This window comes from Paraburkholderia sp. EG286A, assembly GCF_040965375.1.
GTDB lineage: Bacteria > Pseudomonadota > Gammaproteobacteria > Burkholderiales > Burkholderiaceae > Paraburkholderia.
Window position 1 is genome coordinate 1,333,076 of record NZ_JBFRCB010000002.1, and the last position, 23,946, is coordinate 1,357,021.

The 23,946-nt window shown below is 64.4% G+C and carries 23 protein-coding genes; 16 read left to right on the forward strand and 7 right to left on the reverse strand.

The features are described 5' to 3' along the window. Positions 1–69 precede the first annotated feature (69 nt). The 15 genes from nuoG to AB4Y35_RS12655 all read left to right on the forward strand — a co-directional run bounded on the left by nuoG (position 70) and on the right by AB4Y35_RS12655 (position 15,345). Entirely contained in the window at positions 70–2,403 is a 2,334-nt protein-coding gene (gene nuoG / locus AB4Y35_RS12585) for an NADH-quinone oxidoreductase subunit NuoG (protein ID WP_368704603.1), read from the forward strand. Next, positions 2,404–3,468 (forward strand): NADH-quinone oxidoreductase subunit NuoH, encoded by a 1,065-nt coding sequence (gene nuoH, locus AB4Y35_RS12590; protein WP_042271744.1) that lies wholly within the window; start codon positions 2,404–2,406, stop codon positions 3,466–3,468. A 15-nt stretch (positions 3,469–3,483) separates the two neighbouring features. Then, positions 3,484–3,972, forward strand: a complete 489-nt coding sequence (gene nuoI, locus AB4Y35_RS12595; protein WP_254357569.1) for an NADH-quinone oxidoreductase subunit NuoI — start codon at positions 3,484–3,486, stop codon at positions 3,970–3,972. A 175-nt stretch (positions 3,973–4,147) separates the two neighbouring features. Beyond that, positions 4,148–4,843, forward strand: coding sequence for an NADH-quinone oxidoreductase subunit J (locus AB4Y35_RS12600; protein WP_342921050.1), 696 nt, complete (start codon positions 4,148–4,150; stop codon positions 4,841–4,843). 17 nt (positions 4,844–4,860) lie between these two features. After that, positions 4,861–5,166: an NADH-quinone oxidoreductase subunit NuoK gene (gene nuoK / locus AB4Y35_RS12605; RefSeq protein ID WP_006052894.1), complete on the forward strand. Its 306-nt coding sequence runs from the start codon at positions 4,861–4,863 to the stop codon at positions 5,164–5,166. Positions 5,167–5,180: 14 nt separating this feature from the next. Further along, positions 5,181–7,244 (forward strand): NADH-quinone oxidoreductase subunit L, encoded by a 2,064-nt coding sequence (gene nuoL / locus AB4Y35_RS12610; protein WP_368704604.1) that lies wholly within the window; start codon positions 5,181–5,183, stop codon positions 7,242–7,244. Positions 7,245–7,267: 23 nt separating this feature from the next. Further along, positions 7,268–8,767, forward strand: a complete 1,500-nt coding sequence (locus AB4Y35_RS12615) for an NADH-quinone oxidoreductase subunit M (RefSeq protein ID WP_368690837.1) — start codon at positions 7,268–7,270, stop codon at positions 8,765–8,767. A 25-nt stretch (positions 8,768–8,792) separates the two neighbouring features. Further along, a complete protein-coding gene (gene nuoN, locus AB4Y35_RS12620; RefSeq protein ID WP_368704605.1) occupies positions 8,793–10,265 on the forward strand; it encodes an NADH-quinone oxidoreductase subunit NuoN in 1,473 nt (490 codons plus the stop codon). Continuing rightward, the gene (locus tag AB4Y35_RS12625; protein ID WP_254343216.1) at positions 10,265–10,567 is read left to right on the forward strand and encodes a DUF2818 family protein; all 303 of its coding nucleotides are present in this window, start codon (positions 10,265–10,267) and stop codon (positions 10,565–10,567) included. The genes nuoN and AB4Y35_RS12625 overlap by 1 nt, the downstream gene beginning before the upstream one ends. Before the next feature lie 127 nt (positions 10,568–10,694). Beyond that, complete coding sequence (locus AB4Y35_RS12630) at positions 10,695–11,285, forward strand: NUDIX domain-containing protein (RefSeq protein WP_368704606.1); 591 nt, start codon at positions 10,695–10,697, stop codon at positions 11,283–11,285. A 235-nt stretch (positions 11,286–11,520) separates the two neighbouring features. Beyond that, complete coding sequence (locus tag AB4Y35_RS12635) at positions 11,521–11,955, forward strand: DUF1178 family protein (protein WP_028205664.1); 435 nt, start codon at positions 11,521–11,523, stop codon at positions 11,953–11,955. A 67-nt stretch (positions 11,956–12,022) separates the two neighbouring features. Next, on the forward strand, positions 12,023–13,231 hold the full coding sequence (locus tag AB4Y35_RS12640) for an acyl-CoA dehydrogenase family protein (protein WP_368704607.1): 1,209 nt from the start codon (positions 12,023–12,025) through the stop codon (positions 13,229–13,231). An 11-nt stretch (positions 13,232–13,242) separates the two neighbouring features. After that, entirely contained in the window at positions 13,243–14,370 is a 1,128-nt protein-coding gene (locus AB4Y35_RS12645) for an acyl-CoA dehydrogenase family protein (protein ID WP_368704608.1), read from the forward strand. Between the two features lie 49 nt (positions 14,371–14,419). Continuing rightward, the gene (locus AB4Y35_RS12650) at positions 14,420–14,878 is read left to right on the forward strand and encodes a MaoC family dehydratase (protein ID WP_368704609.1); all 459 of its coding nucleotides are present in this window, start codon (positions 14,420–14,422) and stop codon (positions 14,876–14,878) included. A 14-nt stretch (positions 14,879–14,892) separates the two neighbouring features. Then, positions 14,893–15,345 (forward strand): MaoC family dehydratase, encoded by a 453-nt coding sequence (locus AB4Y35_RS12655; protein ID WP_368704664.1) that lies wholly within the window; start codon positions 14,893–14,895, stop codon positions 15,343–15,345. An 83-nt stretch (positions 15,346–15,428) separates the two neighbouring features. Here the strand turns inward: AB4Y35_RS12655 and AB4Y35_RS12660 are convergent, their stop codons facing one another. From AB4Y35_RS12660 to AB4Y35_RS12685, 6 genes are all read right to left on the reverse strand, one after another. Continuing rightward, positions 15,429–16,130, reverse strand: a complete 702-nt coding sequence (locus AB4Y35_RS12660; protein ID WP_368704610.1) for a glutathione binding-like protein — start codon at positions 16,128–16,130, stop codon at positions 15,429–15,431. Positions 16,131–16,276: 146 nt separating this feature from the next. Continuing rightward, on the reverse strand, positions 16,277–17,536 hold the full coding sequence (locus AB4Y35_RS12665; RefSeq protein WP_368704611.1) for an acyl-CoA dehydrogenase: 1,260 nt from the start codon (positions 17,534–17,536) through the stop codon (positions 16,277–16,279). Positions 17,537–17,593: 57 nt separating this feature from the next. Further along, entirely contained in the window at positions 17,594–18,712 is a 1,119-nt protein-coding gene (locus AB4Y35_RS12670) for a phosphotransferase (RefSeq protein ID WP_368704612.1), read from the reverse strand. 42 nt (positions 18,713–18,754) lie between these two features. Further along, positions 18,755–19,474, reverse strand: a complete 720-nt coding sequence (locus AB4Y35_RS12675) for a histidine phosphatase family protein (protein ID WP_368704613.1) — start codon at positions 19,472–19,474, stop codon at positions 18,755–18,757. 31 nt (positions 19,475–19,505) lie between these two features. Next, on the reverse strand, positions 19,506–20,294 hold the full coding sequence (locus AB4Y35_RS12680) for an oxepin-CoA hydrolase, alternative type (protein WP_368704614.1): 789 nt from the start codon (positions 20,292–20,294) through the stop codon (positions 19,506–19,508). Next, positions 20,291–21,853 (reverse strand): 3-hydroxyacyl-CoA dehydrogenase, encoded by a 1,563-nt coding sequence (locus AB4Y35_RS12685; RefSeq protein WP_368704615.1) that lies wholly within the window; start codon positions 21,851–21,853, stop codon positions 20,291–20,293. Before AB4Y35_RS12685 ends, AB4Y35_RS12680 begins: the two co-directional genes overlap by 4 nt. Positions 21,854–21,961: 108 nt before the next feature. Between AB4Y35_RS12685 and AB4Y35_RS12690 the strand changes: the two genes are divergently transcribed. Beyond that, the gene (locus AB4Y35_RS12690) at positions 21,962–22,603 is read left to right on the forward strand and encodes a glutathione S-transferase (RefSeq protein ID WP_368704616.1); all 642 of its coding nucleotides are present in this window, start codon (positions 21,962–21,964) and stop codon (positions 22,601–22,603) included. Between the two features lie 81 nt (positions 22,604–22,684). Here AB4Y35_RS12690 and AB4Y35_RS12695 read toward each other — a convergent pair whose 3' ends face one another. Then, a complete protein-coding gene (locus tag AB4Y35_RS12695; RefSeq protein ID WP_368695995.1) occupies positions 22,685–23,875 on the reverse strand; it encodes a pyridoxal phosphate-dependent aminotransferase in 1,191 nt (396 codons plus the stop codon). Positions 23,876–23,946: the final 71 nt, after the last annotated feature.

Genomic DNA, 23,946 nt, shown 5'->3' on the forward strand with positions numbered 1-23,946 from the left:
CGTAGCACGACGCAACGGGGAATGCCGCTGTGAAATTGAGCGGTAACAGGTTAGGGACGATTAACCATCATGGTTGAACTTGAAATAGACGGCAAGAAGGTGCAGGTGCCCGAGGGCAGCATGGTGATCCAGGCTGCTCAGCGCGTGGACACGTACATCCCGCACTTCTGCTATCACAAGAAGCTCTCCATCGCGGCCAACTGCCGGATGTGTCTCGTCGATGTCGAGAAGATGCCGAAGGCCGTGCCCGCGTGCGCGACGCCGGTGTCGCAAGGCATGATCGTGCGCACCATGTCCGACAAGGCCATGCAGGGTCAGCAAGCCGTGATGGAATTCCTGCTGATCAACCACCCGCTCGACTGCCCGATCTGCGATCAGGGCGGCGAATGCCAGCTTCAGGATCTGGCCGTTGGTTACGGCAAGTCCGCCTCGCGCTACAGCGAAGAAAAGCGCGTGGTGTTCCACAAGAACGTCGGTCCGCTCATCTCGATGGAAGAGATGTCGCGCTGCATCCACTGCACGCGCTGCGTGCGCTTCGGCGACGAAATCGCCGGCGTGATGGAGCTCGGCATGCTCGGCCGCGGCGAGCACTCGGAAATCACCTCGTTCGTCGGCAAGACGGTCGATTCGGAACTCTCGGGCAACATGATCGACCTGTGCCCGGTCGGCGCGCTCACGAGCAAGCCGTTCCGCTTCTCGGCGCGTACGTGGGAACTGTCGCGCCGCAAGTCGGTGAGCCCGCACGACGCAACGGGTGCGAACCTCGTCGTGCAGGTGAAGAACAACCGCGTGATGCGCGTGCTGCCGTTCGAGAACGAAGCCATCAACGAATGCTGGATCTCGGACAAGGACCGCTTTTCGTACGAAGGCCTGAACAGCGAAGACCGTCTCACGCGCCCGATGATCAAGCAGGGCGGCGAGTGGATCGAGACCGACTGGCAGACCGCGCTCGAATACGTCGTGAAGGGCATCAAGGGCATTTGCGACGAGCATGGCGAGAACCAGCTCGCGCTGCTCGCGAGCCCGCACAGCACGCTCGAAGAACTCTATCTCGCGAAGCAGTTCGCGGACGCGATCGGCACGCCGAACGTCGACTTCCGTCTGCGCCAGAGCGACTTCTCGGCGCCGCTCGAAGGCGCGCCGTGGCTCGGCACGAAGATCGCCGAACTCTCGTATGCCGATTCGGCATTCGTGATCGGTTCGTTCCTGCGCCGCGACCACGCGCTGTTCGCCGCGCGTCTGCGCCAGGCCGCGAAGGGCGGGGCACAGGTCAGTTTCCTGCAGGCCACCGCTGACGGCTCGCTGATCCCGAACGCACAGCGCATCGTCGCCGCGCCTTCGGCATGGCTCGACGAACTCGCTTCGATCGCGGCGGCTGTCGCGGAAGCGAAGGGTGTCGCGCTGCCGGAAGGCTTCGCAGGCGCGCAGGCCACGGAAGCCGCGAAGCAGGTCGCCGCATCGCTGGCGAGCGGCGAGCGCCGCTACGTGCTGCTCGGCAACGCCGCGGTCCAGCATCCGGAATTCTCGCGCCTGCACGCCGCCGCGCAGTTCATCGCCGAAACGACGGGCGCGACGCTTGGCTTCCTCACGGAAGCGGCCAACACGGTCGGCGCGCATATCGCCGGCGCACTGCCGGGCCGCGACGGCCTGAACGCACGCGAAGCGTTCGAGCAGCCGCGCAAGGGCTATCTGCTCTTGAACGTCGAGCCGGAATTCGATACGGCCAACCCGGCCGCCGCGCGCGCCGCGCTCGCGCAGGCCGAAATGGTCGCCGTGTTCTCGCCGTACAAGACGGGACTCGACTACGCGGACGTGCTGCTGCCCATCGCGCCGTACACGGAAACCTCGGGCACCTTCATCAACGCCGAAGGTACGTCCCAGACCTTCAACGGCGTCGTGCGCCCGCTCGGCGACACGCGTCCGGCATGGAAGGTCTTGCGCGTGCTCGGCACGCTGCTGGGCGCCAAGGGTTTCGAATACGACACCGCCGAAGAAGTGCGCCGCAAGGCGATGGGCGACGGCAGCTTCGAAGGCCGTCTGTCGAACAAGGCCGGCGCCACGGTTGCGCGCGGCAGCCTCGCGAAGGCCGCGGAAGGCCGCTTCGAGCGTATCGCCGACGTGCCGATCTACCACGCCGATCAAATCGTGCGCCGCGGCGAGGCGCTGCAGCTCACCATGGCTGCCCGCGTGGCGAACGCGATCGGTCTGCCGGCGGCATACTTCGACCAGCTCGGCCTGAAGGAAGGCGACGCCGTGCGCGTGCGCCAGGGCGATCTGTCGGTGACGGCGCCTGCGACGCGCGATGCGAATCTTGCGCCGACGGTGGTGCGCGTGTCGGCGGCGACGCCGGCCGGTGCGCAACTCGGCAGCCTGTTCGGTGAACTGCTGGTGGAGAAGGCGTAAATGAGCTTGTTCGATACGATCAATGCAGGCGGCAGCCAGCTGCTCGGCGTGGCATGGCCCACCGTCTGGGCGCTGGTGCGCATTCTCGTCGTCGCGGTGGTGATCCTGCTGTGCGTGGCGTACCTGATCCTCTGGGAGCGCAAGCTGATCGGCTGGATGCACGTGCGTCTCGGCCCGAACCGCGTGGGCCCCGCAGGTCTGTTGCAGCCGATCGCCGACGTGCTGAAGCTGCTGCTCAAGGAAGTGATTCAGCCCGCGCAGGCGAGCCGCTGGATCTACATGGTCGCGCCGATCATGGTGGTGGTGCCGGCCTTCGCGGTCTGGGCGGTGATTCCGTTCCAGGCGGGCGCGGTGCTCGGCGACATCAACGCGGGCCTGCTCTACGCGATGGCGATCTCGTCGATCGGCGTGTACGGCGTGATTCTGGCGGGCTGGGCGTCGAACTCGAAGTACGCGTTCCTCGGCGCCATGCGCGCCGCGGCGCAGATGGTTTCGTACGAAATTTCGATGGGCTTCGCGCTCGTCGTCGTGCTGATGGTGTCGGGCAGCCTGAACCTCTCGGTGATCGTCGAAGGCCAGATGCGCGGCATGTTCGCGAACTGGGGCATCACGTTCCTCTCGTGGAACTGGCTGCCGCTGCTGCCGATGTTCGTCGTCTACTTCATCTCGGGCATTGCCGAAACGAACCGTCACCCGTTCGACGTGGTGGAAGGGGAGTCGGAAATCGTCGCGGGTCACATGATCGATTACTCGGGTATGGCGTTCGCGCTGTTCTTCCTCGCCGAGTACATCAACATGATCGTGATCTCGGCGCTCGCCTCGGTGCTGTTCCTCGGCGGCTGGAGCGCCCCGTTCGCGTTCCTCGACTTCATCCCGGGCGTGTTCTGGCTGGTGCTGAAGGTCTTCTGCCTGTTGTCGGTCTTCATCTGGGCCCGCGCGACGTTCCCGCGCTATCGCTATGACCAGATCATGCGTCTCGGCTGGAAGGTGTTCATTCCGGTGTGCATCGTGTGGCTGATCGTGGTCGGCTTCTGGTACATGTCGCCGTTGAGCATCTGGAAATAAGGGGCGAACACAACCATGAACGCTATCCAAAACTTCTTCAAGACGTTTTTCCTGACCGAGCTGCTCAAGGGGCTCGCGCTGACGGGGCGTTACGCCTTCAAGCGCAAGTTCACCGTGCAGTTCCCGGAAGAAAAGACGCCTATGTCCCCGCGTTTTCGAGGCTTGCACGCGCTGCGCCGCTATGAAAATGGCGAAGAGCGCTGCATCGCGTGCAAGCTGTGCGAGGCCGTGTGCCCCGCGCTCGCGATCACGATCGAATCGGAAGTGCGCGAGGACAACACGCGCCGCACGACGCGTTACGACATCGACCTGACCAAGTGCATCTTCTGCGGTTTCTGCGAAGAGAGCTGCCCGGTCGACTCGATCGTCGAAACGCACATTCTCGAGTATCACGGCGAGAAGCGCGGCGATCTGTATTTCACGAAGGATATGCTGCTGGCCGTTGGCGATCGCTATGAAGCGCAGATCGCGGCGAACAAGGCAGCGGATGCACCGTACCGTTGATCTTTCAGTTTGACGCTGCATCGGCCCGCGGTTCGGGCCGGCTGTGGAGAACGCGTGTGCCGAACGCCCGCGCGATACCGCAGCCTGACCGCCGCGGCGCGACGCTCCCTGGTCTGGCCGCCAGTCTGCGCCGCGCAATCCGCCTCACGAAGGCCTCAACGATGAACCAGTAATCATGGAATTCACGACCGTCCTGTTCTACATCTTCGCGCTGCTGCTCACGCTGTCAGGGCTGAAGGTGATCACTTCGCGCAATCCTGTCGCGTCTGCGCTCTTCCTCGTGCTCGCGTTCTTCAACGCGGCCGCGATCTGGATGCTGCTCGAGGCCGAATTCCTCGCGATCCTGCTGGTGCTCGTCTACGTGGGCGCGGTGATGGTGCTGTTCCTGTTCGTGGTGATGATGCTGGACATCAACATCGACGTGCTGAGCCGCGACTTCAAGCGCTTCATTCCGGTGGCGACCATCGTGGGCGCGATCATCGTGGTCGAAACCGCGCTGATCCTGTGGCACGGCTTCGGCGCGACGAGCACGCCGGTGCCCGATACCACGCCGGCCGCCGCCGCCGCGATCTCGAACGCGCACCTGATCGGCAAGATCATCTACACCGACTACATCTTCGCCTTCGAAGTCGCCGGCCTCGTGCTGCTGGTGGCGATCGTCGCGGCCATCGCGCTCACGGTGCGCGAGCCGAAGGACTCGAAGCGCCAGGACGTGTCAAAGCAGGTCAATGTGCGCCGCCAGGACCGCGTGCGCCTCGTGAAGATGCAGGCCGTCGTGGAGGTGCCGGAACCCGCGGAACCGGCGCAAGCCGAAGCCGGGGCTGCGCCCGCGGCGGGTGCCGCGCCGGCCGCACCGGCAACGAAGAGCTAAGCGCGAAGGAGCGAACCATGCTGACACTGGCCCATTACCTCGTCCTCGGCGCGATCCTTTTTGCGATCTCGATCGTCGGAATCTTTTTGAATCGGCGCAACGTCATCATCATCCTGATGGCGATTGAGCTGATGCTGTTAGCGGTGAACACGAACTTCGTCGCGTTCTCGCATTACCTCGGTGACGTTCACGGACAGATTTTCGTGTTCTTCGTGCTTACAGTTGCGGCGGCGGAAGCTGCAATTGGTCTGGCTATTCTTGTGACCCTGTTCCGCAGCCTCGACACGATCAATGTCGAGGATCTCGATCAGCTCAAAGGCTAAGGCAGGCTGACTTTATGGCAACGACTCTTAACGAAACTCTTCTGCTGGCGATCCCGCTGGCTCCTCTCGCCGGTTCCCTGATTGCCGGTCTCTTTGGCAACGCAATCGGGCGCGCGGGCGCGCATACGGTGACCATTCTTGGCGTCGCGATCGCGTTCGTGCTTTCGTGCATCACGCTCCTCGACGTGATGGGCGGCGCGAGCTTCAACGCAACGGTCTACGAATGGATGTCGGTTGGCACCCTGAAGTTCGAAGTCGGCTTCCTCATCGACTCGCTGACTGCGCTCATGATGGTCGTCGTGACCTTCGTGTCCCTGATGGTGCACATCTACACGATCGGCTACATGGCGGAAGAAGAGGGCTACCAGCGCTTCTTCTCGTACATCGCGCTCTTCACGTTCTCGATGCTGATGCTCGTGATGAGCAACAACTTCCTGCAGCTGTTCTTCGGCTGGGAAGCGGTGGGCCTCGTCTCGTACCTGCTGATCGGCTTCTACTTCAAGCGTGAAAGCGCCATCTACGCGAACATGAAGGCGTTCCTCGTGAACCGCGTGGGCGACTTCGGCTTCCTGCTCGGTATCGGCCTGTTGCTCGCGTTCGGCGGCTCGCTGAACTACAACGACATCTTCGCGAAGGGTCATGAAATCGCCGCGCTGACGTTCCCGGGCACCTCGTGGAACCTGCTCACCGTTGCGTGTATCTGCCTCTTCATCGGCGCAATGGGCAAGTCGGCCCAGTTCCCGCTGCACGTCTGGCTCCCCGATTCGATGGAAGGCCCGACGCCGATCTCCGCGCTGATTCACGCGGCAACCATGGTGACGGCCGGTATCTTCATGGTCGCGCGCATGTCGCCGCTGTTCGAACTGTCGGAAGCCGCGCTGTCGTTCATCGTCGTGATCGGCGCCATTACCGCGCTCTTCATGGGCTTCCTCGGGGTGGTCCAGAACGACATCAAGCGTGTGGTGGCTTACTCCACGCTCTCGCAGCTCGGCTACATGACGGTGGCGCTCGGCGTCTCGGCTTACCCGGTCGCGATCTTCCACCTGATGACGCACGCGTTCTTCAAGGCGCTGCTGTTCCTCGGCGCGGGCTCGGTCATCATCGGCATGCACCACGATCAGGACATGCGCAACATGGGCGGCCTGCGCAAGTACATGCCCATCACGTGGATCACCTCGCTCGTCGGTTCGCTCGCGCTGATCGGTACGCCGTTCTTCTCGGGCTTCTACTCGAAGGATTCGATCATCGACGCCGTGAAGCTCTCGCACCTGCCGGGTTCGGGCTTCGCGTACTTCGCGGTCGTGGCAAGCGTGTTCGTCACGGCGCTGTACTCGTTCCGTATGTACTTCCTCGTGTTCCACGGTGAAGAGCGCTTCCGCGGTCCGAAGCACCCTGAGTCGCCGATGGCGATCGAGGCTGCCAATGCCGCCCACAGCGGTCACGGCGATCATGGCCACGGTCACGACGAACATCACGTGCACGTGCCGCACGAGTCGCCGTGGGTCATCTGGGTGCCGCTCGTTCTGCTCGCGATCCCCTCGGTGATCGCCGGTGCGTTCGCGATCCAGCCGCTGCTCTTCGGTGACTTCTTCTCGCATGGCGTGGCGTTCCAGAACGTCATCTTCGTCGGCGAGAACCACGAAGCGCTCGCGGAGATGGGCAAAGAATTCCAGGGCTGGGCCGCGATGGGCGCGCATGCGTTCTCGGGTCTGCCGGTGTGGCTCGCACTCGCGGGTGTGGTGGTGGCGTGGTTCTTCTACATGAAGCGCCCGGAACTGCCGGCCGTCGTGTCGCGCACTTTCTCGCCGGTCTACAAGCTGCTGGCAAACGCGTATTACCTCGACAAGATCAACGAAATTGTCTTCGCTCGCGGAGCAGTCGCGATCGGTCGCGGTCTGTGGAAGGAGGGCGATGTCGTCGTGATCGACGGCGTCGTAAACGGGAGCGCCAAGTTTATCGGCTGGTTTGCAACTGTCATTCGTTTCCTGCAATCCGGCTATATCTACCACTACGCATTTGCCATGATCATTGGCATGCTTGGCCTCCTTACCCTGTTTGTAACGCTCGGCGGCAAATAAGGCAAAATAAGGCGAGGAAACGCATGCACGCAACTCCGATTCTCAGTATTGCGATATGGATGCCGATCGTATTCGGCGTCATCGTTCTTGTAGTGGGTTCCCGTCGGAACCCGAGTGCGGACCGCTGGCTCGCACTCATCGGTTCGGTGCTTAGTTTCCTCGTCACCCTTCCGCTCGTTGCGGGCTTCGATACGAGCACGGCTTCCCTGCAGTTCGAGGAAAAGTCGGTCTGGATCGAGCGGTTCAATATTGCGTATCACCTGGGCGTCGACGGTATCGCGCTGTGGTTCGTCGTGCTGACGGCGCTCATCACCGTGATCGTCGTGATCGCGGGCTGGCAGGTCATCACGAAGAACGTCGCGCAGTATTACGCATCGTTCCTCATCCTGTCGGGCATCATGATCGGCGTTTTCTGCGCCGCCGACGGTCTGCTGTTCTACGTGTTCTTCGAAGCCACGCTCATTCCGATGTACATCATCATCGGTGTGTGGGGCGGCCCGAACCGCGTGTACGCGGCGTTCAAGTTCTTTCTCTATACGCTGGCCGGCTCGCTGCTCATGCTGGTCGCGTTGCTGTACCTGTACCGCATTACCGGGACCTTCGACCTCGCCACCTGGCAGGCCGCGAAGATCGCCATGACGCCGCAGATCCTGCTGTTCATCGCGTTCTTCTTCGCGTTTGCCGTCAAGGTGCCGATGTGGCCGGTCCACACGTGGTTGCCGGACGCGCACGTCGAAGCGCCCACGGGCGGCTCGGTCGTGCTGGCCGCGATCATGCTCAAGCTCGGCGCGTACGGTTTCCTGCGTTTCTCGCTGCCGGTCACGCCGGACGCGAGCCACTACCTGGCGCCAGTCATCATCACGCTGTCGCTGATCGCCGTGATCTACATCGGCCTCGTGGCGATGGTGCAGGCGGACATGAAGAAGCTGGTCGCGTACTCGTCGATTGCCCACATGGGCTTCGTCACGCTCGGCTTCTTTATGTTCGGCGAATCGAGCCAGCTCGCGATGGAAGGCGGGATCATCCAGATGATCTCGCACGGTTTCGTCTCGGGCGCCATGTTCCTGTGCATCGGCGTGCTGTATGACCGCATGCACACACGCGATATCGCGGATTACGGCGGTGTGGTCAACACCATGCCGAAGTTCGCGGCGCTGGCCATGCTGTTCGCGATGGCCAACTGCGGCCTGCCGGGCACCTCGGGATTCGTTGGCGAATTCATGGTGATTCTGGCGGCAGTGAAGTTCAACTTCTGGATCGCATTCGGGGCGGCGTTCACGCTGATCCTGGGCGCGGCCTATACGTTGTGGATGTACAAGCGGGTGTACTTCGGCGCCGTTGCGAACGACCATGTTCGCGAGCTGAAGGACATCAACGGTCGCGAATACTTCATCCTTGGGGTGCTCGCACTGTTTACGCTTTTCATGGGCGTCTACCCGAAGCCCTTTACCGATGTGATGCACGTTTCCGTGGAAAACCTCCTCTCCCACGTCGCAGTGTCGAAACTGCCGCTGTCACAGTAATACCCGAGCGGAGGAACAAAAGATCATGCCAAACGCCCCTATGTACGCTCTGCTGCCCGACGGCCTGGTGATGACCGGCCTCGTCGTCGCGTGGCTCAACGACACGTTCACCGGTCCCGAAGGCCGGCGCACGACCTACTTCATCGCGCTGCTGACCACGGTCATAGCCGGTATCTGGTTCGCGGTGGACGCGTTCGATCCGCACGTGTACTACTACTTCACGCGCATGTACGTGGTCGATCCGTTCGCGAGCGCCATGAAGGCGGTGGTCACGCTCGGCTACGCCGTGTCGATCGTGTACTCGCGCAAGTATCTCGAAGACCGCGACATGTTCCGGGGCGAGTTCTTCCTGCTTGGCCTGTTCTCGCTGCTCGGCCAGCTCACGATGATCTCGGGCAACAACTTCCTCACGCTGTACCTCGGCCTCGAGCTGATGTCGCTCTCGCTCTACGCAGTGATCGCGCTGCGTCGTGACGCGACGCAGTCGAACGAAGCGGCCATGAAGTACTACGTGCTGGGTGCGCTCGCTTCGGGCTTCCTGCTCTACGGCATCTCGATGCTGTATGGCGCGACCGGCTCGCTCGAGCTGAACGAAGTGTTCAAGGCCGTGGCTTCGGGGCACATCAACGATATCGTCCTGCTGTTCGGCGTGGTGTTCATCGTCGCCGGCGTGGCGTTCAAGATGGGCGCGGTGCCGTTCCACATGTGGGTGCCCGACGTCTATCAAGGCGCGCCTACGGCCATGACGCTGCTTACCGGCGGCGGCCCCAAGGTCGCGGCATTCGCATGGGCCGTGCGCTTCCTCGTGATGGGCCTGCTGCCACTGGCCGTGGACTGGCAGGAGATGCTGATCATCCTCGCGGCACTCTCGATGATCGTCGGCAACATCACGGGTATCGTCCAGCGCAACATCAAGCGCATGCTCGCGTACTCGGCCATTTCGAACATGGGCTTCGTGCTGCTCGGCCTGCTCGCCGGCATCGTCGACAACAAGGCGACGGGCGCGGCCAGTGCGTACAGCTCGGCCATGTTCTACAGCATCGTCTATCTGATCACGACGCTGGGCGCGTTCGGCATCGTCATGCTGCTGTCCCGCCGCGATTTCGAGGCGGAAACGATCGACGACTTCAAGGGCCTGAACCAGCGCAACCCGGTGTTCGCGTTCGTCATGATGCTCATGATGTTCTCGCTCGCGGGCATTCCGCCGACCGTCGGCTTCTACGCGAAGCTCGCCGTGCTCGAAGCGACCATGAACGCGGGCCTCACGTGGCTTGCCGTGCTCGCCGTGGTCACGTCGCTGTTCGGCGCGTTCTACTACCTGCGCATCGTCAAGCTGATGTACTTCGACGCACCGCAGGACGAAGCACCGATCGAGAGCCACGCGTGCAACCGCGCACTGCTCACGCTCAACGGCGTGGCGGTGCTCGTGCTGGGCATCATTCCTGGCCCGCTGATGTCGATCTGCCTGCAGGCTGTTACGCATACGCTGCCGCTCTGATGTCGGCAGCGGGCTGGTTCATCGTGCTGTTGGCGCTCGCGGGCGCCAACCTGCCGTTCCTCAACCAGCGATTGTTCGGCGTCGTGCCGCTTCGCGCACCGAAGAAGAGTGCGTGGATTCGCATCGCTGAAATGATCGTGCTGTATGTTGTGGTCGGTACGTTCGGCTTCCTGCTGGAGGCGCGTGCCGGCAATCGTTTTGACCAGGGCTGGCAGTTCTACGCGATCACCTTCAGTCTGTTTGTCGTGTTCGCGTTCCCCGGCTTCACCTGGCAATATCTCGTCAAACGCCGCCCGGCGTGAGGCGCGTCGCCGGCCCGCGGCCGGCACGCGCCGTGCGACCCGCAGTCTGGCCTGCAGTCTGACCGATTTCACTTCACGCGGCGCGCCCGCGGCTTCCCGATTTTTCTGAGCACCCACGAGGCTGACTATGGCTGAACATCATCAACACGACCCGGCGCTCGCCGAGACGTGCGTGGAAAGCACGACGCTCTACGCCGGCAATTTCCTCACCCTGAAGCGCGACACCGTTGCGCTGCCGGACGGCAAGCACGCCACGCGCGAGTTCGTTCAGCATCCTGGCGCGGTGATGGTCATCCCGCTGTTCGACGACGGCCGCGTGCTGATGGAGCGCCAGTACCGCTATCCGCTCTCGCGCGTGATGACCGAGTTCCCGGCTGGCAAGCTCGATCCGCAGGAGGGCGCGCTCGCCTGCGCGATCCGCGAACTGAAGGAGGAGACGGGCTATACGGCGCGCGAGTATGTCTATCTCGCACAGATCCATCCCGTGATCTCGTATTCGACCGAGTTCATCGACATTTACCTCGCACGCGGGTTGACCGCAGGCGCGGCGCAGCTCGACGACGGCGAGTTTCTCGAAACCTTCTCGGCGACGGTTCCCGAGCTGCTCGAATGGGTGCGCACGGGCAAGATCACCGACGTGAAGACGATCGTCGGCACGTTCTGGCTCGAAAAGGCGCTGTCGGGCGCGTGGCCGCTCGCGAAGGCAGAGCAGGGCTGAGACGCGCTACGCGGCGCGGCGAGTTCCCGATCGACGGCGGCCCTTGTGGCCGCCGTTGTCGCTTTTACGCGCACCCGCGGCAGAATACGCCTCGAAGCACCTTCAGCGCGCCCGCCCGAGCGGCGCTACAATCGAACCCCCGGGAAAGTCCCGGTGGCTGGCCGCAGGAATTTTTTCGAACGGTCGTTCACAAATTTACGATTTGCGCTAAACTCATCGCAAGCCTCGATTCCCCATGAAGGTCCTCGATTTACAGTGTCCAGACGGCCACCGGTTTGAAGGCTGGTTCGCATCGGTTGACGACTTCGAGTCGCAACTGTCCCGCAAGCTGGTCGAATGTCCGATGTGCGGCGCCACCCATGTGACCCGCTTGCCGTCCGCGCCCCGGCTGAACCTGTCCGGTGCGAGCGAAACGCCGAAAGCGTCGCCGCACGAGCAGGCGGCGCAATGGCAGGCGCATGCGATGCGTGTCATTCGCGAGGTCCTCGAGAAGACGGAGAACGTAGGCGACCGTTTCGCCGAGGAGGCGCGGCGCATTCACTACAACGAAGCGCCGTCGCGCAACATCCGTGGAGTCGCTTCCGCGGACGATGCGCAAGCTCTCGTCGAAGAAGGCATCGATGTGATGCCGCTGCCGGTTCCGGCCGCGTTGAAGGGTCCGCTGCAATAACGCCATGCGGGTCTTCGCCGCGGCGCGGGCAACGCCCCGCACCGGCCGCGGCCAGGAGACATTGCGCATGGATCTGGACTACACCCCCGCTGACGACGCATTTCGCGCCGAAATCCGCGCCTGGCTCGAGGCCAATCTGCCTCAAGCGATGCGCGACAAGGTTCTCAACCACAAACGCCTCTCGCGCGACGACATTGCCAACTGGCACCAGCTGCTAGGCAAAAAGGGCTGGTCCGCGCCCGCGTGGCCCGCGGAGTGGGGCGGCCCGGGCTGGACCGAAACGCAGCGCCACATCTGGGACGCCGAGTGCGGCCGCATCGGCGCGCCGCCGGTACTGCCGTTCGGCGTGTCGATGGTCGCGCCCGTGCTCATGAAGTACGGCAACGAGGCCCAGAAGCGCCGCTATCTGCCGCGCATCCTCTCCGGTGAAGACTGGTGGTGCCAGGGCTACTCCGAACCGGGCTCGGGCTCCGATCTCGCGTCGTTGCGCACGCGGGCGGTACTTGTGAAAGGCGGTGACGGCGATCACTACGTCGTGAACGGCCAGAAGACCTGGACCACGCTCGGCCAGTACGCCGACATGATGTTCTGCCTCGTGCGTACCGATCCTGCAGCCAAGAAGCAGGAAGGCATCTCGTTCCTCCTCATCGACATGAAAACGCCCGGCATCACCGTGCGTCCGATCATCACGCTCGATGAAGACCATGAGGTTAACGAAGTATTTTTCGAAGACGTGAAGGTGCCGGTCGACAATCTCGTCGGCGACGAGAACCGCGGCTGGACCTACGCGAAGTATCTGCTCGGCCACGAGCGCACCGGCATCGCGCGCGTGGGCGCGTCGAACCGCGAACTCGCGTTCCTCAAGGGCGTCGCGCTCAAGCAGAAGAAACATGGCAAGCCGCTGCTCGAAGACCCCGTGTTCGCGGCGCGCGTGGCCGCCGTCGAAATCGAGCTGATGGCGCTCGAAGTGACTGCCGAGCGTGTGATCGCGAGCGCGTCCAACGGCCGCGGCCCCGGTCCTGAAGCGTCGATGCTCAAGATCAAGGGCACGGAGATCCAGCAGGCGCTGACCGAGCTGATGGTCGACGCGGTCGGCCCGCTTGCGGCGCCGTTCGACCCGGCCTTCCTCGAGGGCGAGCACGACCACGCGGCAGCTGGCGACGACGACGCGGCCCCGCTCGCGGCGTACTACTTCAACTATCGCAAGACGTCGATCTACGGCGGGTCGAACGAAATTCAGAAGAACATCATCTCGCAGATGATTCTGGGGATTTGAGGAGCGGCGCCATGAACTTCAATTTCACCGAAGAGCAACAGCAACTCGCCGACGCGCTGCGTCGCTATCTCGACAAGAACTACGGCTTCGAAGCACGCCAGGCGATCGTGAAGACCCCCGCAGGCGTTTCGGACCAGCACTGGAACGCCTTCGTCGAACTGGGGCTAACCGCGCTGCCGGTGCCGGCGGAGCAGGGCGGCTTCGACGGCGCGCCGTTCGACATGCTCGTCGTCATGCAGGAGCTGGGCCGCGCGCTCGTGGTCGAGCCGTACTGGGCAACCGCGGTGGGCGTCGAGGCGCTCAAGCTCGCGGGCGGTGCGGCCAATGCAGAAAACGCGGCGCTGCTCGAACGCGTCGCCTCGGGCGAGATCAAGCTTGCAGCGGCTTTCCACGAGCCGCAGTCGCGCTACGACCTGTTCTCGCTGGAAACGCAGGCGAAGGAAACGGGCGATGGCTTTGCGCTAACCGGCACGAAATCGGTCGTGCAGCACGGCGCCCAGGCGGACCACTGGATCGTGCCGGCGCGCTTCGCGGGCGAGGTCGCGCTCTTTGTCGTCGCGCGCGATGCGAAGGGTGTCGAGGTGAGCGATTACCGCACGATCGACGGCCAGCGCGCCGCCACGCTGACCTTCAAGGAAGCGCGCGCGCGCCGTCTTGGCGATGCGCACGCCGGCGCGGCGACGTGGGAGAAAATTGCCGATTACGCCACGTTCCTGCTGTGTGCCGAAGCCGTGGGCGCCATGGACGCGCTCAACCACGCAACGGTCGAATACACGAAGACGCGTCAACAGTTCGGTGTGCCGATCGCGCGCTTCCAGGCGCTGCAGCACCGCATGGCGGAGATGCTGATCCACGCCGAGCAGGCCCGCTCGCTGACTTACCTCGCCGCCGCGCGTTACAGTAGCGAGTCGGCCGAAGAGCGGCGCCGCGCGATCTCGGCGGCGAAGGTCCGCGTGGGGCAGGCAGCGCGCTTCATCGGCCAGCAGGCTGTGCAGTTGCACGGCGGCATGGGCGTCACCAACGAAGTGGCGGCCGCGCATCTGTTCAAGCGTCTCGCGATCATCGAAACGACGCTCGGTGATGTCGATCATCACCTCGAACGCTTCGCTTCGCTGCCCGGTTTCGCGCAGGCAGCGTAACGCGTGGCGGCAGCAGGCAACAACAGGGCAACATCGGCGGAGAAAACGGATGGGCGTGAGTTACGAAGATCTCGAAGTGGGCAAGCGCTATGTGGTCGGTTCCCACACCTTCGGGCGCGACGAGGTGGTGCAATTCGCGGAGCAATTCGATCCGCAACCATTCCACATGAGCGAGGGGGGCGGCGAGGCGTCGATGTTCGGCGGGCTCGTTGCGAGTGGCTGGCATACCTGCTCGGTCATGATGGGCATGCTCGTGCGCAACTTTCTCAAGGACTCGACCTCGATGGGCTCGCCCGGCGTCGACGAGATCCGCTGGCTCAAGCCCACGCGCGTGGGCGACACGTTGACGATGACGAATGCGATCCTGAGCAAGCGCGTGTCGGCGAGCAAGCCGGACCGCGGTATCGTCGAAACGCAGTGGGAAGGACACAACCAGCACGGCGAGCTGATCGTGACCGTGCGTTCGAAGGCGCTGTTCGGCCTTCGCCATCCAGGGGGCGCAACGTGAGCGAAAGCGATGTCATGCAGATTGCCGACGCGGCGGCGTTGCGCGCGCTGATCGGCGCTGGGCCGCTCGTGAGCGGCTGGCGCGAGGTAAGCGAGGCGGACGTGCACGGTTTTGCCGACGCCACGGGCGACCACCAGTGGATCCATATCGACGCCGAACGCGCGCGCCGCGAGTCGCCGTTTGGCGGCCCGATTGCGCACGGCTTTCTCACGCTTTCGCTGATTCCCGTGCTGCTGGGAGGAACGCTGCATATGCGCCAGCGCATGGGCGTGAACTACGGCCTCAACCGCGTGCGCTTCACGCAGCCGGTGCCCGTGGGCGCGAAGGTGCGTGCACGTATTGCGGTGAAAGAAGTGAGCGACGTGGAGGGCGGCGGCGTGCAGGTCGTGTGGGATGTGAGCATCGAGCGCGAAGGCGGTGAGCGGCCCGCGTGCGTGGCCGAGTTCATCACGCGGCACTACTTCTAGTCTGGTTGCGTGCTCAACGAAAAGGGGCGCTCCGCTGCGAGGCGGCCGCCCCTTTTGTCTTGCCTGAGCTTCAGCGCAATGCGTTAGTGCCTGGCGTACTGCGTCGCGCCGAACAGCATCTCCTTCGCCTTCTCATCCATGAGCGGCTTGCGCACATTGGCGAGCACTTCCACGCCGCGCTTGACCGCGGGCCGCGCTGCGATCGTTTCGTGCCAGCGCTTCACGTTGGGCAGCGAATCGAGCTCGACGCCCTGGTTTTGCCAGGAGCGCGTCCACGGGAATGCGGCGATATCCGCGATGGTGTATTCGTCGCCGGCCAGATACTCGGTCTTTTCGAGCTGCGTTTCCATCACGTTGTAGAGGCGCTTCGCTTCGTTCGTGTAGCGATTGACCGCATACTCGATCTTCTCGGGCGCGTAGATGCGGAAGTGGTGCGCCTGGCCGAGCATGGGGCCGAGGCCGCCCATCTGGAACATCACCCATTGCAGCACGTCGTAGCGCGCCGCGAGGTCCTCAGGCATGAAGCGGCCGGTTTTCGCGGCGAGATAGATCAGGATCGCGCCCGACTCGAACAGCGAGAACGGCTGGCCGTCGGCGCGGCGCGGGCCTTCGGAGTCGGTAATGGCGGGAATCTTGTTGTTCGGGCTGATGGCGAGGAATTCGGGCTTGAACTGGTCGCCCGCGCCGATATCGACCGGATGCACCCGGTATTCGAGGCCGGTTTCCTCGAGCATGATATGGACTTTGTGACCGTTCGGCGTGGCCCAGCTGTAGACGTCGATCATCGTGGCTCCTTGGCACCATGAAAGAAGGCGCCGCGAAAGTCTGGATAGTCTTGCGCGACGCCCGATCTGGCGCAAATTAGCATAGTTCCGCGTCGCTCGCAGAGGGCGCACGAGCGCCCCTGCTGCGTTTGTGGACTTACGCGGATTTACGAGCGCGTGACCGGCATTTCCACGCGCGATGCCGCGCCCGCATCCATATGGCGCGCGAGTTCGAGCTTGGCGATGGCGTTGCGGTGCACCTCGTCGGGGCCGTCGGCGAAGCGCAGCGTGCGTGCCGAGGCGTACGAGTACGCCAGCGGGAAGTCGCCGCTCACGCCGGCCGCACCGTGCACTTGCATGGCCCAGTCGATCACCTGGCAGGCCATGTTCGGCGCCACCACCTTGATCATGGCGATCTCGCCGCGCGCGCCCTTGTTGCCGACGGTGTCCATCATGTACGCGGTCTTGAGCGTGAGCAGGCGGGCCTGTTCGATCATGCAGCGCGCTTCGGCAATGCGCTCCTGGGTGACGGTCTGCTGGGCGACCGCCTTGCCGAACGCCACGCGCGAGAGGGCGCGTTTTGCCATGAACTCGAGCGCACGTTCTGCGAGGCCGATGAGACGCATGCAGTGATGGATGCGGCCCGGTCCGAGCCGCCCTTGCGCGATCTCGAACCCGCGGCCTTCGCCGAGCAAAATGTTCGACGCGGGCACGCGCACGTTTTCGAGCGTGATCTCCATATGGCCATGCGGTGCGTCGTCGTAGCCGAACACGGTGAGCGGGCGGCGCACGGTGATGCCGGCCGTATCCGAGGGCACGAGGATCATCGACTGTTGAGCATGGCGCGGCGCATCGGGGTCGGTCTTGCCCATCAGGATGTAGATTGCGCAGCGCGGGTCGCCCGCACCCGACGACCACCACTTCGTGCCGTTGATCACGTAGTCGTCGCCGTCGCGCTCGATGCGCGTCTGGATGTTCGTCGCGTCCGACGAGGCCACGTCGGGCTCGGTCATCAGGAAGGCGGAGCGGATCTGGCCTGCCAGCAGCGGCGCGAGCCATTGCTGCTTGTGCGCCTCGCTGCCGTAGCGCTCGATGGTTTCCATGTTGCCGGTGTCGGGCGCGCTGCAGTTGAACACCTCAGGCGCCCAGTGCACGCGGCCCATGATTTCGCACAGCGGCGCGTATTCGAGGTTCGTGAGACCCGCGCCGCGTTCGGAGGCGGGCAGGAACAGGTTCCACAGGCCCGCTTCGCGCGCCTTCTCTTTCAACTGTTCGACGATTTGCGTCGGCACCCACGGGTTGCCGTTCGCACGATTGCGCTCGACTTCCTCATGAAAGACGGCTTCGTTCGGATAGATGTGTTCGTCGAAAAACGCGAGCAGTTTCTCGCGCAGCGTCTGCACTTTCGGGGAGTAATCGAAATTCATCGGTGACCTCGCAATGCGATGCAGTAACAGGGAAAAGTGAGTCGTTCCCGAACGGTTTCAGCGAACCTTCTGGGCGTAGCGCCAGGCGAGCTCCGCCATGGGCCTCGCGCGGCGGCCTGCGTCGACGGCCTGCGCGCTCGCGGCCGTGCCGTCCACCACGCGTTTCATGATGCCCTGCAGGATCGCCGCGATCCGGAACATGTTGTACGCAAGATAGAAGTTCCAGTCGCCGCGAATCTCGAGGCCGGTGCGCTCGCAATAGCGTGCGACGTACTGCGCCTCGTCGGGAATGCCGAGCGCCTGCCAGTCGAGCCCGGCAATGCCGCGGAACTGCGCGGGATCGACGTGCCAGGCCATGCAGTGATACGAGAAGTCGGCGAGCGGGTCGCCGAGCGTGGAGAGCTCCCAGTCGAGCACGGCCAGCACGCTCGGCTCGCTCGGGTGAAAGATCAGGTTGTCGAGGCGATAGTCGCCATGCACGACCGACACGCGCGAGCCCGCATCGTCGGGCATGTGCTGCGGCAGCCATTCGATCAGGTGATGCATGGCGTCGATGCGCTCCGTTTCCGAGGCCTGGTACTGGCGGCTCCAGCGATCGATCTGGCGTGCGAAATAATTGCCTGGCTTGCCGTAGTCGGCGAGACCCACGGCGTCGGGCTCCACGTTGTGGAGCGCGGCGATCACACGGTTCATCTCGTCGTAGATCGCGCCGCGTTGCTCGCGCGTCATGCCGGGCAGCGACTGGTCCCAGAGCACGCGGCCCTCGACGAACTCCATCACGTAGAACGCGCGGCCGATCACCGCTTCGTCGTCGCAGAGCGCGAGCATCTTTGCGACCGGGACGTCGCTTGAGGCGAGCGCGTCCATCACGCGGTATTCGCGTTCGATCGCGTGCGCAGACGGCAGCAGCTTCGCCTTGGGTCCCGGCTTCGCGCGCATCACGTAGGTGCGGCCGGGCGTGATGAGCTTGAACGTCGGGTTCGACTGGCCGCCGGCGAACTGCTCGATCGTGAGGGGGCCCTGGAAGCCTTCCACGTGAGCGGTGAGCCAGGCGCTCAGCGCCTCGGTGTCGAAGCGCTGGCGCTCGGCAACCGGGCGCGTGCCTTCGAACGCCGAGTAGTCGGGGCGCGTTTGCGCGTTGTTGTGCGTGTCTCCATCCGGGGTGGCTTGCGCCATATTCGTCTCCCTTCTCCTGATTCTCCTGTGGGTCGCCGCGCGTCAGCCGTGCGGTCTATAACGCAGGTATTGCGCGTACAGCATCTCCATCGTGGTGTTGCGGGTGTCGCGGTGCAGCGGCGAGGGCGGCGCGTAGTTGAGCATGCGCACGACCCAGTCCCGCGGTTCGGCGCCGACATCGAGCGCGTTGATGCAGCCCGTGGCCTGCGCGAGATGGCCGAAGAATGCGCGTCCGCCCGCCGTGATCGCATGCGAGAGAATCGCGCGGTTCACGCCGCCGTGCAGCACGAGCAGCGCCGAGTCCCACGACAGGTCGGCGCGCAGCGCATCGAGCGGCGGCAGCACGCGGTCGAGCAACTCGCCGATGGTCTCGCCGCCGAGAAAGCGCGTGTCTTCCGGCACGATGCCGTCGAACACGCGCAGGAAGGCATCTTCGACTTCGGCGGGGGGAATGGCGGCGAGACGCCCGCCGCGAATCTCTTCCCACGCGCTCTGCACTTCGAGTTCGATCGACTGACCGGTTGCCGCGAGCGCGCGCTGCGCGGTCTCGACCGTGCGGCGCAGTCCGCTGACGATCACGCGATCGAAACGCACCCCCTGCAAGGCGAACGCTTCGCCGGCGGCGGTGGCCTGGGCGCGACCGTTCTCGTTGAGCGGCACGGTGTCCGGGTCGATGGCGCGACCGGTCTCGTCGAAGTAGGTAACGTCGCCGTGACGCATCACGTAGAGGCGCCGGCGCGCGGGCAACTGGTACTCGGTCATGGGTGTGCCGCTCGTGCGGAGTGAAGCCGGTTTACTTGTAGACAGGGGCGCGTTTTTCGAGGAACGCGGTAATGCCTTCGAGGCCGTCGCGGTGATGCAGCGACGCGACGAAACTCTCGCGCTCCGCAGCGAGCTGAGCTTCGAGCGGCTGCGCGTCCGCGACGTTCGTCAAACCCTTGATGCGCGCGACCGAATTCGGCGAGATATTCGCGAGTTCGTCGGCCCACGCAAGCGCCGTATCGAGCGCCGTTTGCGGCTTCGCGAGCCGGTTCACGACGCCCAGTTCCGCGAGACGCGCCGCGCCGACCGGCTTGCCTTCCACCATCAGCTCGAACGCGAGCGAGCGCGGCAGCGCGCGCGCGAGGAACCACGAGCCGCCGCCGTCAGGTGTCAGACCTACGCGCGAATAGGCCATGACGAACTTCGCATCGTCGGCGGCGACGAGCAGGTCGGCGGCGAGCGCGAGCGAGAAGCCCGCGCCGGCAGCGGCGCCTTCCACGGCCGCGATGATCGGCTTGCTCGACTGGCGCATCGCGGTGACCCAGGCGGCGAGCATGTCGATGCTGGCGGCCTGCACCGAAGGGTCTTTCGCGCGGTTTTCGAGCAGACGGTTGAGGTTGCCGCCCGCGCAGAAGAAGTTGTCGGCGCCCGTGAGGACGATCGCGCGCAGCGACGGGTCGCGCTCGGCGGCGTCGAAGGCTTCGACGGCGGCGGCGTACATGTCGGGATGCAGCGCGTTACGCGCGCCGGGGTTCGACAGCGTGAGGACGAGTGTCGATTCGTGGCCTTGCGGGCGGGTGCTGCGGAGTTCGGCGCTCATTGCGGTGCCTCGTTCGATGCGTTGATGTCTGCTGCGTCTGTTTGCGTCAGCGAAAGGCCGAGCTGCGCGCGGCGCGCGAGCCACGGCGACGGGCGATAGCGCGGATCGCCGAGCACGGTGTGGATGTTGCGCAGGATCGCGAGGATCGTGCGCGCGCCCAGCGCGTCGCCGAGCGCGAGCGGGCCGCGCGGGTAGCCCAGGCCTAGCGTGACCGCGAGGTCGATGTCGCGGGGCGTGGCGATTTGTTTTTGCGCGATGTCGCAACCGATGTTGACGATCGTCGCGACGATACGCTGCGCGACGAAGCCCGTCGAATCGCGGATCACGGTAACGGGCACACCGTCGGCGGCGAAGAGCGCGTGGCCCGCGTCGCGGGCTTCGCGCGTGGTCGCGGGCGTCGTCATCAGCGTGCGGCGCTTCGCGGTGTCGAGCGGGAACAGCGAGTCGATGGCGACGACGCGGCTCGCGTCGAGCTGCTCGTCGAGCGCGGCGGTCGTGGCGTCGAGGCCGAGCGGCGCGACGACGATCAGCGAGTCGGCCGCCGGCGTATCGCCTTCGTCGACCGCCACGCCCGCTTTCGCTGCGAGCGCGAGCACGGCGTCACGCGCGGCGGCGTCGCGGCGGCTCACCCAGACGCGTGCGGGCAGCACCGTGGGCGCGGCTGGTTCGTCGGACACCTGCTGCTTGCCATCGACGTAGCGATAGAAGCCTTCACCGGTCTTGCGGCCAACGAGCCCGCCCGCGAGCCGCACACCCGTGATGGGCGACGGCGTGAAGCGCGGCTCTTCGTAGAACTGGTGATAGATCGACTCCATCACCGGATGCGAGACATCGAGCGCGGTGAGGTCGAGCAGCTCGAACGGTCCGAGGCGAAAGCCCGCCTGCTCGCGCATGATGCGATCGATCTCGACGAAGCTCGCTACGCCTTCGCCCGCCACGCGCAGGCCTTCGGTATTCATGCCGCGGCCCGCGTGATTGACGATGAAGCCGGGCATGTCCTTCGCGCGCACTGGCGTGTGGCCCATGCGGCGCGCGAGCGCCATGAGCGCGTCGCCGGCGGCGGGATCGCTACGCAGGCCGTCGATCACTTCGACCACCTTCATGAGCGGCACGGGGTTGAAGAAGTGATAGCCCGCGACGCGCGAGGGATCGCTGCATGCGGCGGCGATGGCGGTAATGGAAAGCGAAGACGTGTTCGAAACGAGCAGGCAACGCTCGCCCACCACGGTTTCGAGTTCGCGAAAGAGCGTACGCTTGGCCTCGAGATTCTCGACGATCGCCTCGACCACGAGATCGCAGACCGCGAGATCATCGAGCGTGTGCGCACCGCTCACGCGCTCGAGCGCGGCGTTGGCGGCGGGCTCGTCGAGCTTGCCTTTTGCCGCGAGTTTCGCGAAGGTGTCGGCGAGATAGTCGCGCGCGGCGGCGACCGCCTGCGGGTTCGTGTCGTAGAGGCGCACCGCGAGGCCTGCCTGCGCGGCGATCTGGGCGATGCCGCGGCCCATCGCGCCGGTGCCGACGATGCCGATTGTCTCAATGTTGAAATGATGTGAAGTCATTGGAAGCCTGGCTCCATGATTGGCCTAGAATAGCACGGTCGTACAATTTTATGAAAACGGTTCGGCAGTTCCGATAAGGGAACTGCCCCTCTCAAGGAGGCAACGAGGATGATCAAGCTGCACGGTTTCGCGCTGTCGAATTACTACAACAAGGTCAAGCTTCTGCTGCTCGAGCACGGCATCGCATTCGAGGAGGTGCCGAACAAGCTGCCGCTCGACGAGGCGCTGCTCGCGCAGTCGCCGGGCGGCAAGGTGCCATTTATCGAAACGGAGCAGGGCTTCTTGTGCGAGTCGGAAGTGATCGTCGAGTACCTGGCGGCGCGCTTTCCAGAGAAGCACATCTTCGCGGCGGATCCGTGGCAGGCAGCGAAGGAGCGCGAACTCATCGTCTTCATCGAGACGCATCTGGAGTTGAATGCGCGTGAGCTTTACGGCGAGGCGTTCTTCGGCGGCAAGGCGACCGACGAGGTCAAGGCGACCATGGAAAAGCGGCTGCGCCGCTACGTGGCGGCCTTCAAGCGGATCGCGAAGTTCGCGCCTTACGTGGCGGGCGAGCAGTTCGGTGTGGCCGATGCGGCGGCGTTCGTGAGCCTGCCGCTCGTGGGCCGCGCGACGCAGGCGGTGTACGGCAGCGATTTCCTCGCCGATGTGGGCATCGACTGGAAATCGTATCTCAAGCTGCTCGGTGAACGTCCGACGGCGCAGCGCGTCAACGCCGACCGCAAGGCGTATATCGAGGCGAACTCGTAAGCGTTGTTGCGGTTTGCACGTTGTTGCGCGCGATGATCGGGAACGCACTGCCGTTCGTGGATTCATCGCGCGCGCACGACATCAGAGCCGCGCGAGCCGCTCGAGCGCGGTCGCGAGCGTGCTTTCCTGCTTGGCGAAGCAAAAGCGCACGACGCCCGATTCGTGTGCCTCGTGATAGAACGCTGACACCGGAATCGCGGCCACGCCGATCTCCGCTGTGAGCCACTTCGAGAATTCCGCTTCGGGCAGATCGCTGATCGCCGAATAGTCCACGCACTGGAAGTAGGTGCCTTCGCACGGCAGCAGCTTGAAGCGCGTGCTGGCGAGGCCGGCGCGGAAGAAGTCGCGCTTCTTCTGGTAGAACGCGGGCAGTTCCAGATACGGCTTCGGATCGCGCAGATACTGCGCCAGGCCGAACTGCATCGGCGTGTTCACGGTGAACACGTTGAACTGGTGCACCTTGCGGAACTCGGCGGTGAGCGGCGCGGGCGCGGCGACATAGCCGACCTTCCAGCCCGTCACGTGATAGGTCTTGCCGAAGCTCGACACGATGAAGCTGCGCGCGGCCAGCTCCGGATAGCGCGCCACGCTTTCGTGCGGCTGGCCGTCGTAGACCATGTGCTCGTAGACCTCGTCGGAGAGGATCAGCACGTTGGTGCCGCGCACGATCTCCTCGAGCTTTTGCATGTCCTCGGCGCGCCACACCGTGCCCGTCGGGTTGTGCGGCGTGTTGATGAGGATGAGGCGCGTTTTCGGCGTGATGGCCGCGGCGAGGCGGTCGAACGGAATCGCGTAGTCGGGCGCTTCGAGCGTCACGAACACGGGCTTGCCGCCCGCCAGTTCGATCGACGGCAAATAGCTGTCGTAGGTCGGCTCGACCACGATCACTTCGTCGCCCGCGTGCACGGTCGCGAGAATCGCCGTGAGGAGCGCTTGCGTGGCGCCGGCCGTCACCGTGATCTCGCTATTGGCGTCGTAGCGGCGGCCGTACACGTGCTCGATCTTGTCCGCGATCGCTTCGCGCAGCGCGGCGATGCCTGCCATCGGCGGGTACTGGTTGTGGCCCTCGCGCATGGCTTGCGCGACGGCGTCGACGATACGCGAATCGCAATCGAAGTCGGGAAAGCCCTGGCCCAGGTTGACCGCGCCCTTTTCGGCGGCGAGCGCGCTCATCACGGTGAAGATCGTCGTGCCGACGTTCGGCAGACGCGACGGAAAAGAGGGCGTGAGCAGGGTGTCCTGCGAATTCTGCGTGGGATGCGGTGCGTTCATGTCGCGGGCGGGAGTCGGACGTTGGGACGGGAAAAGTTGGGTCAAAGTCCGATTGTAGGCAAATCGGCGCC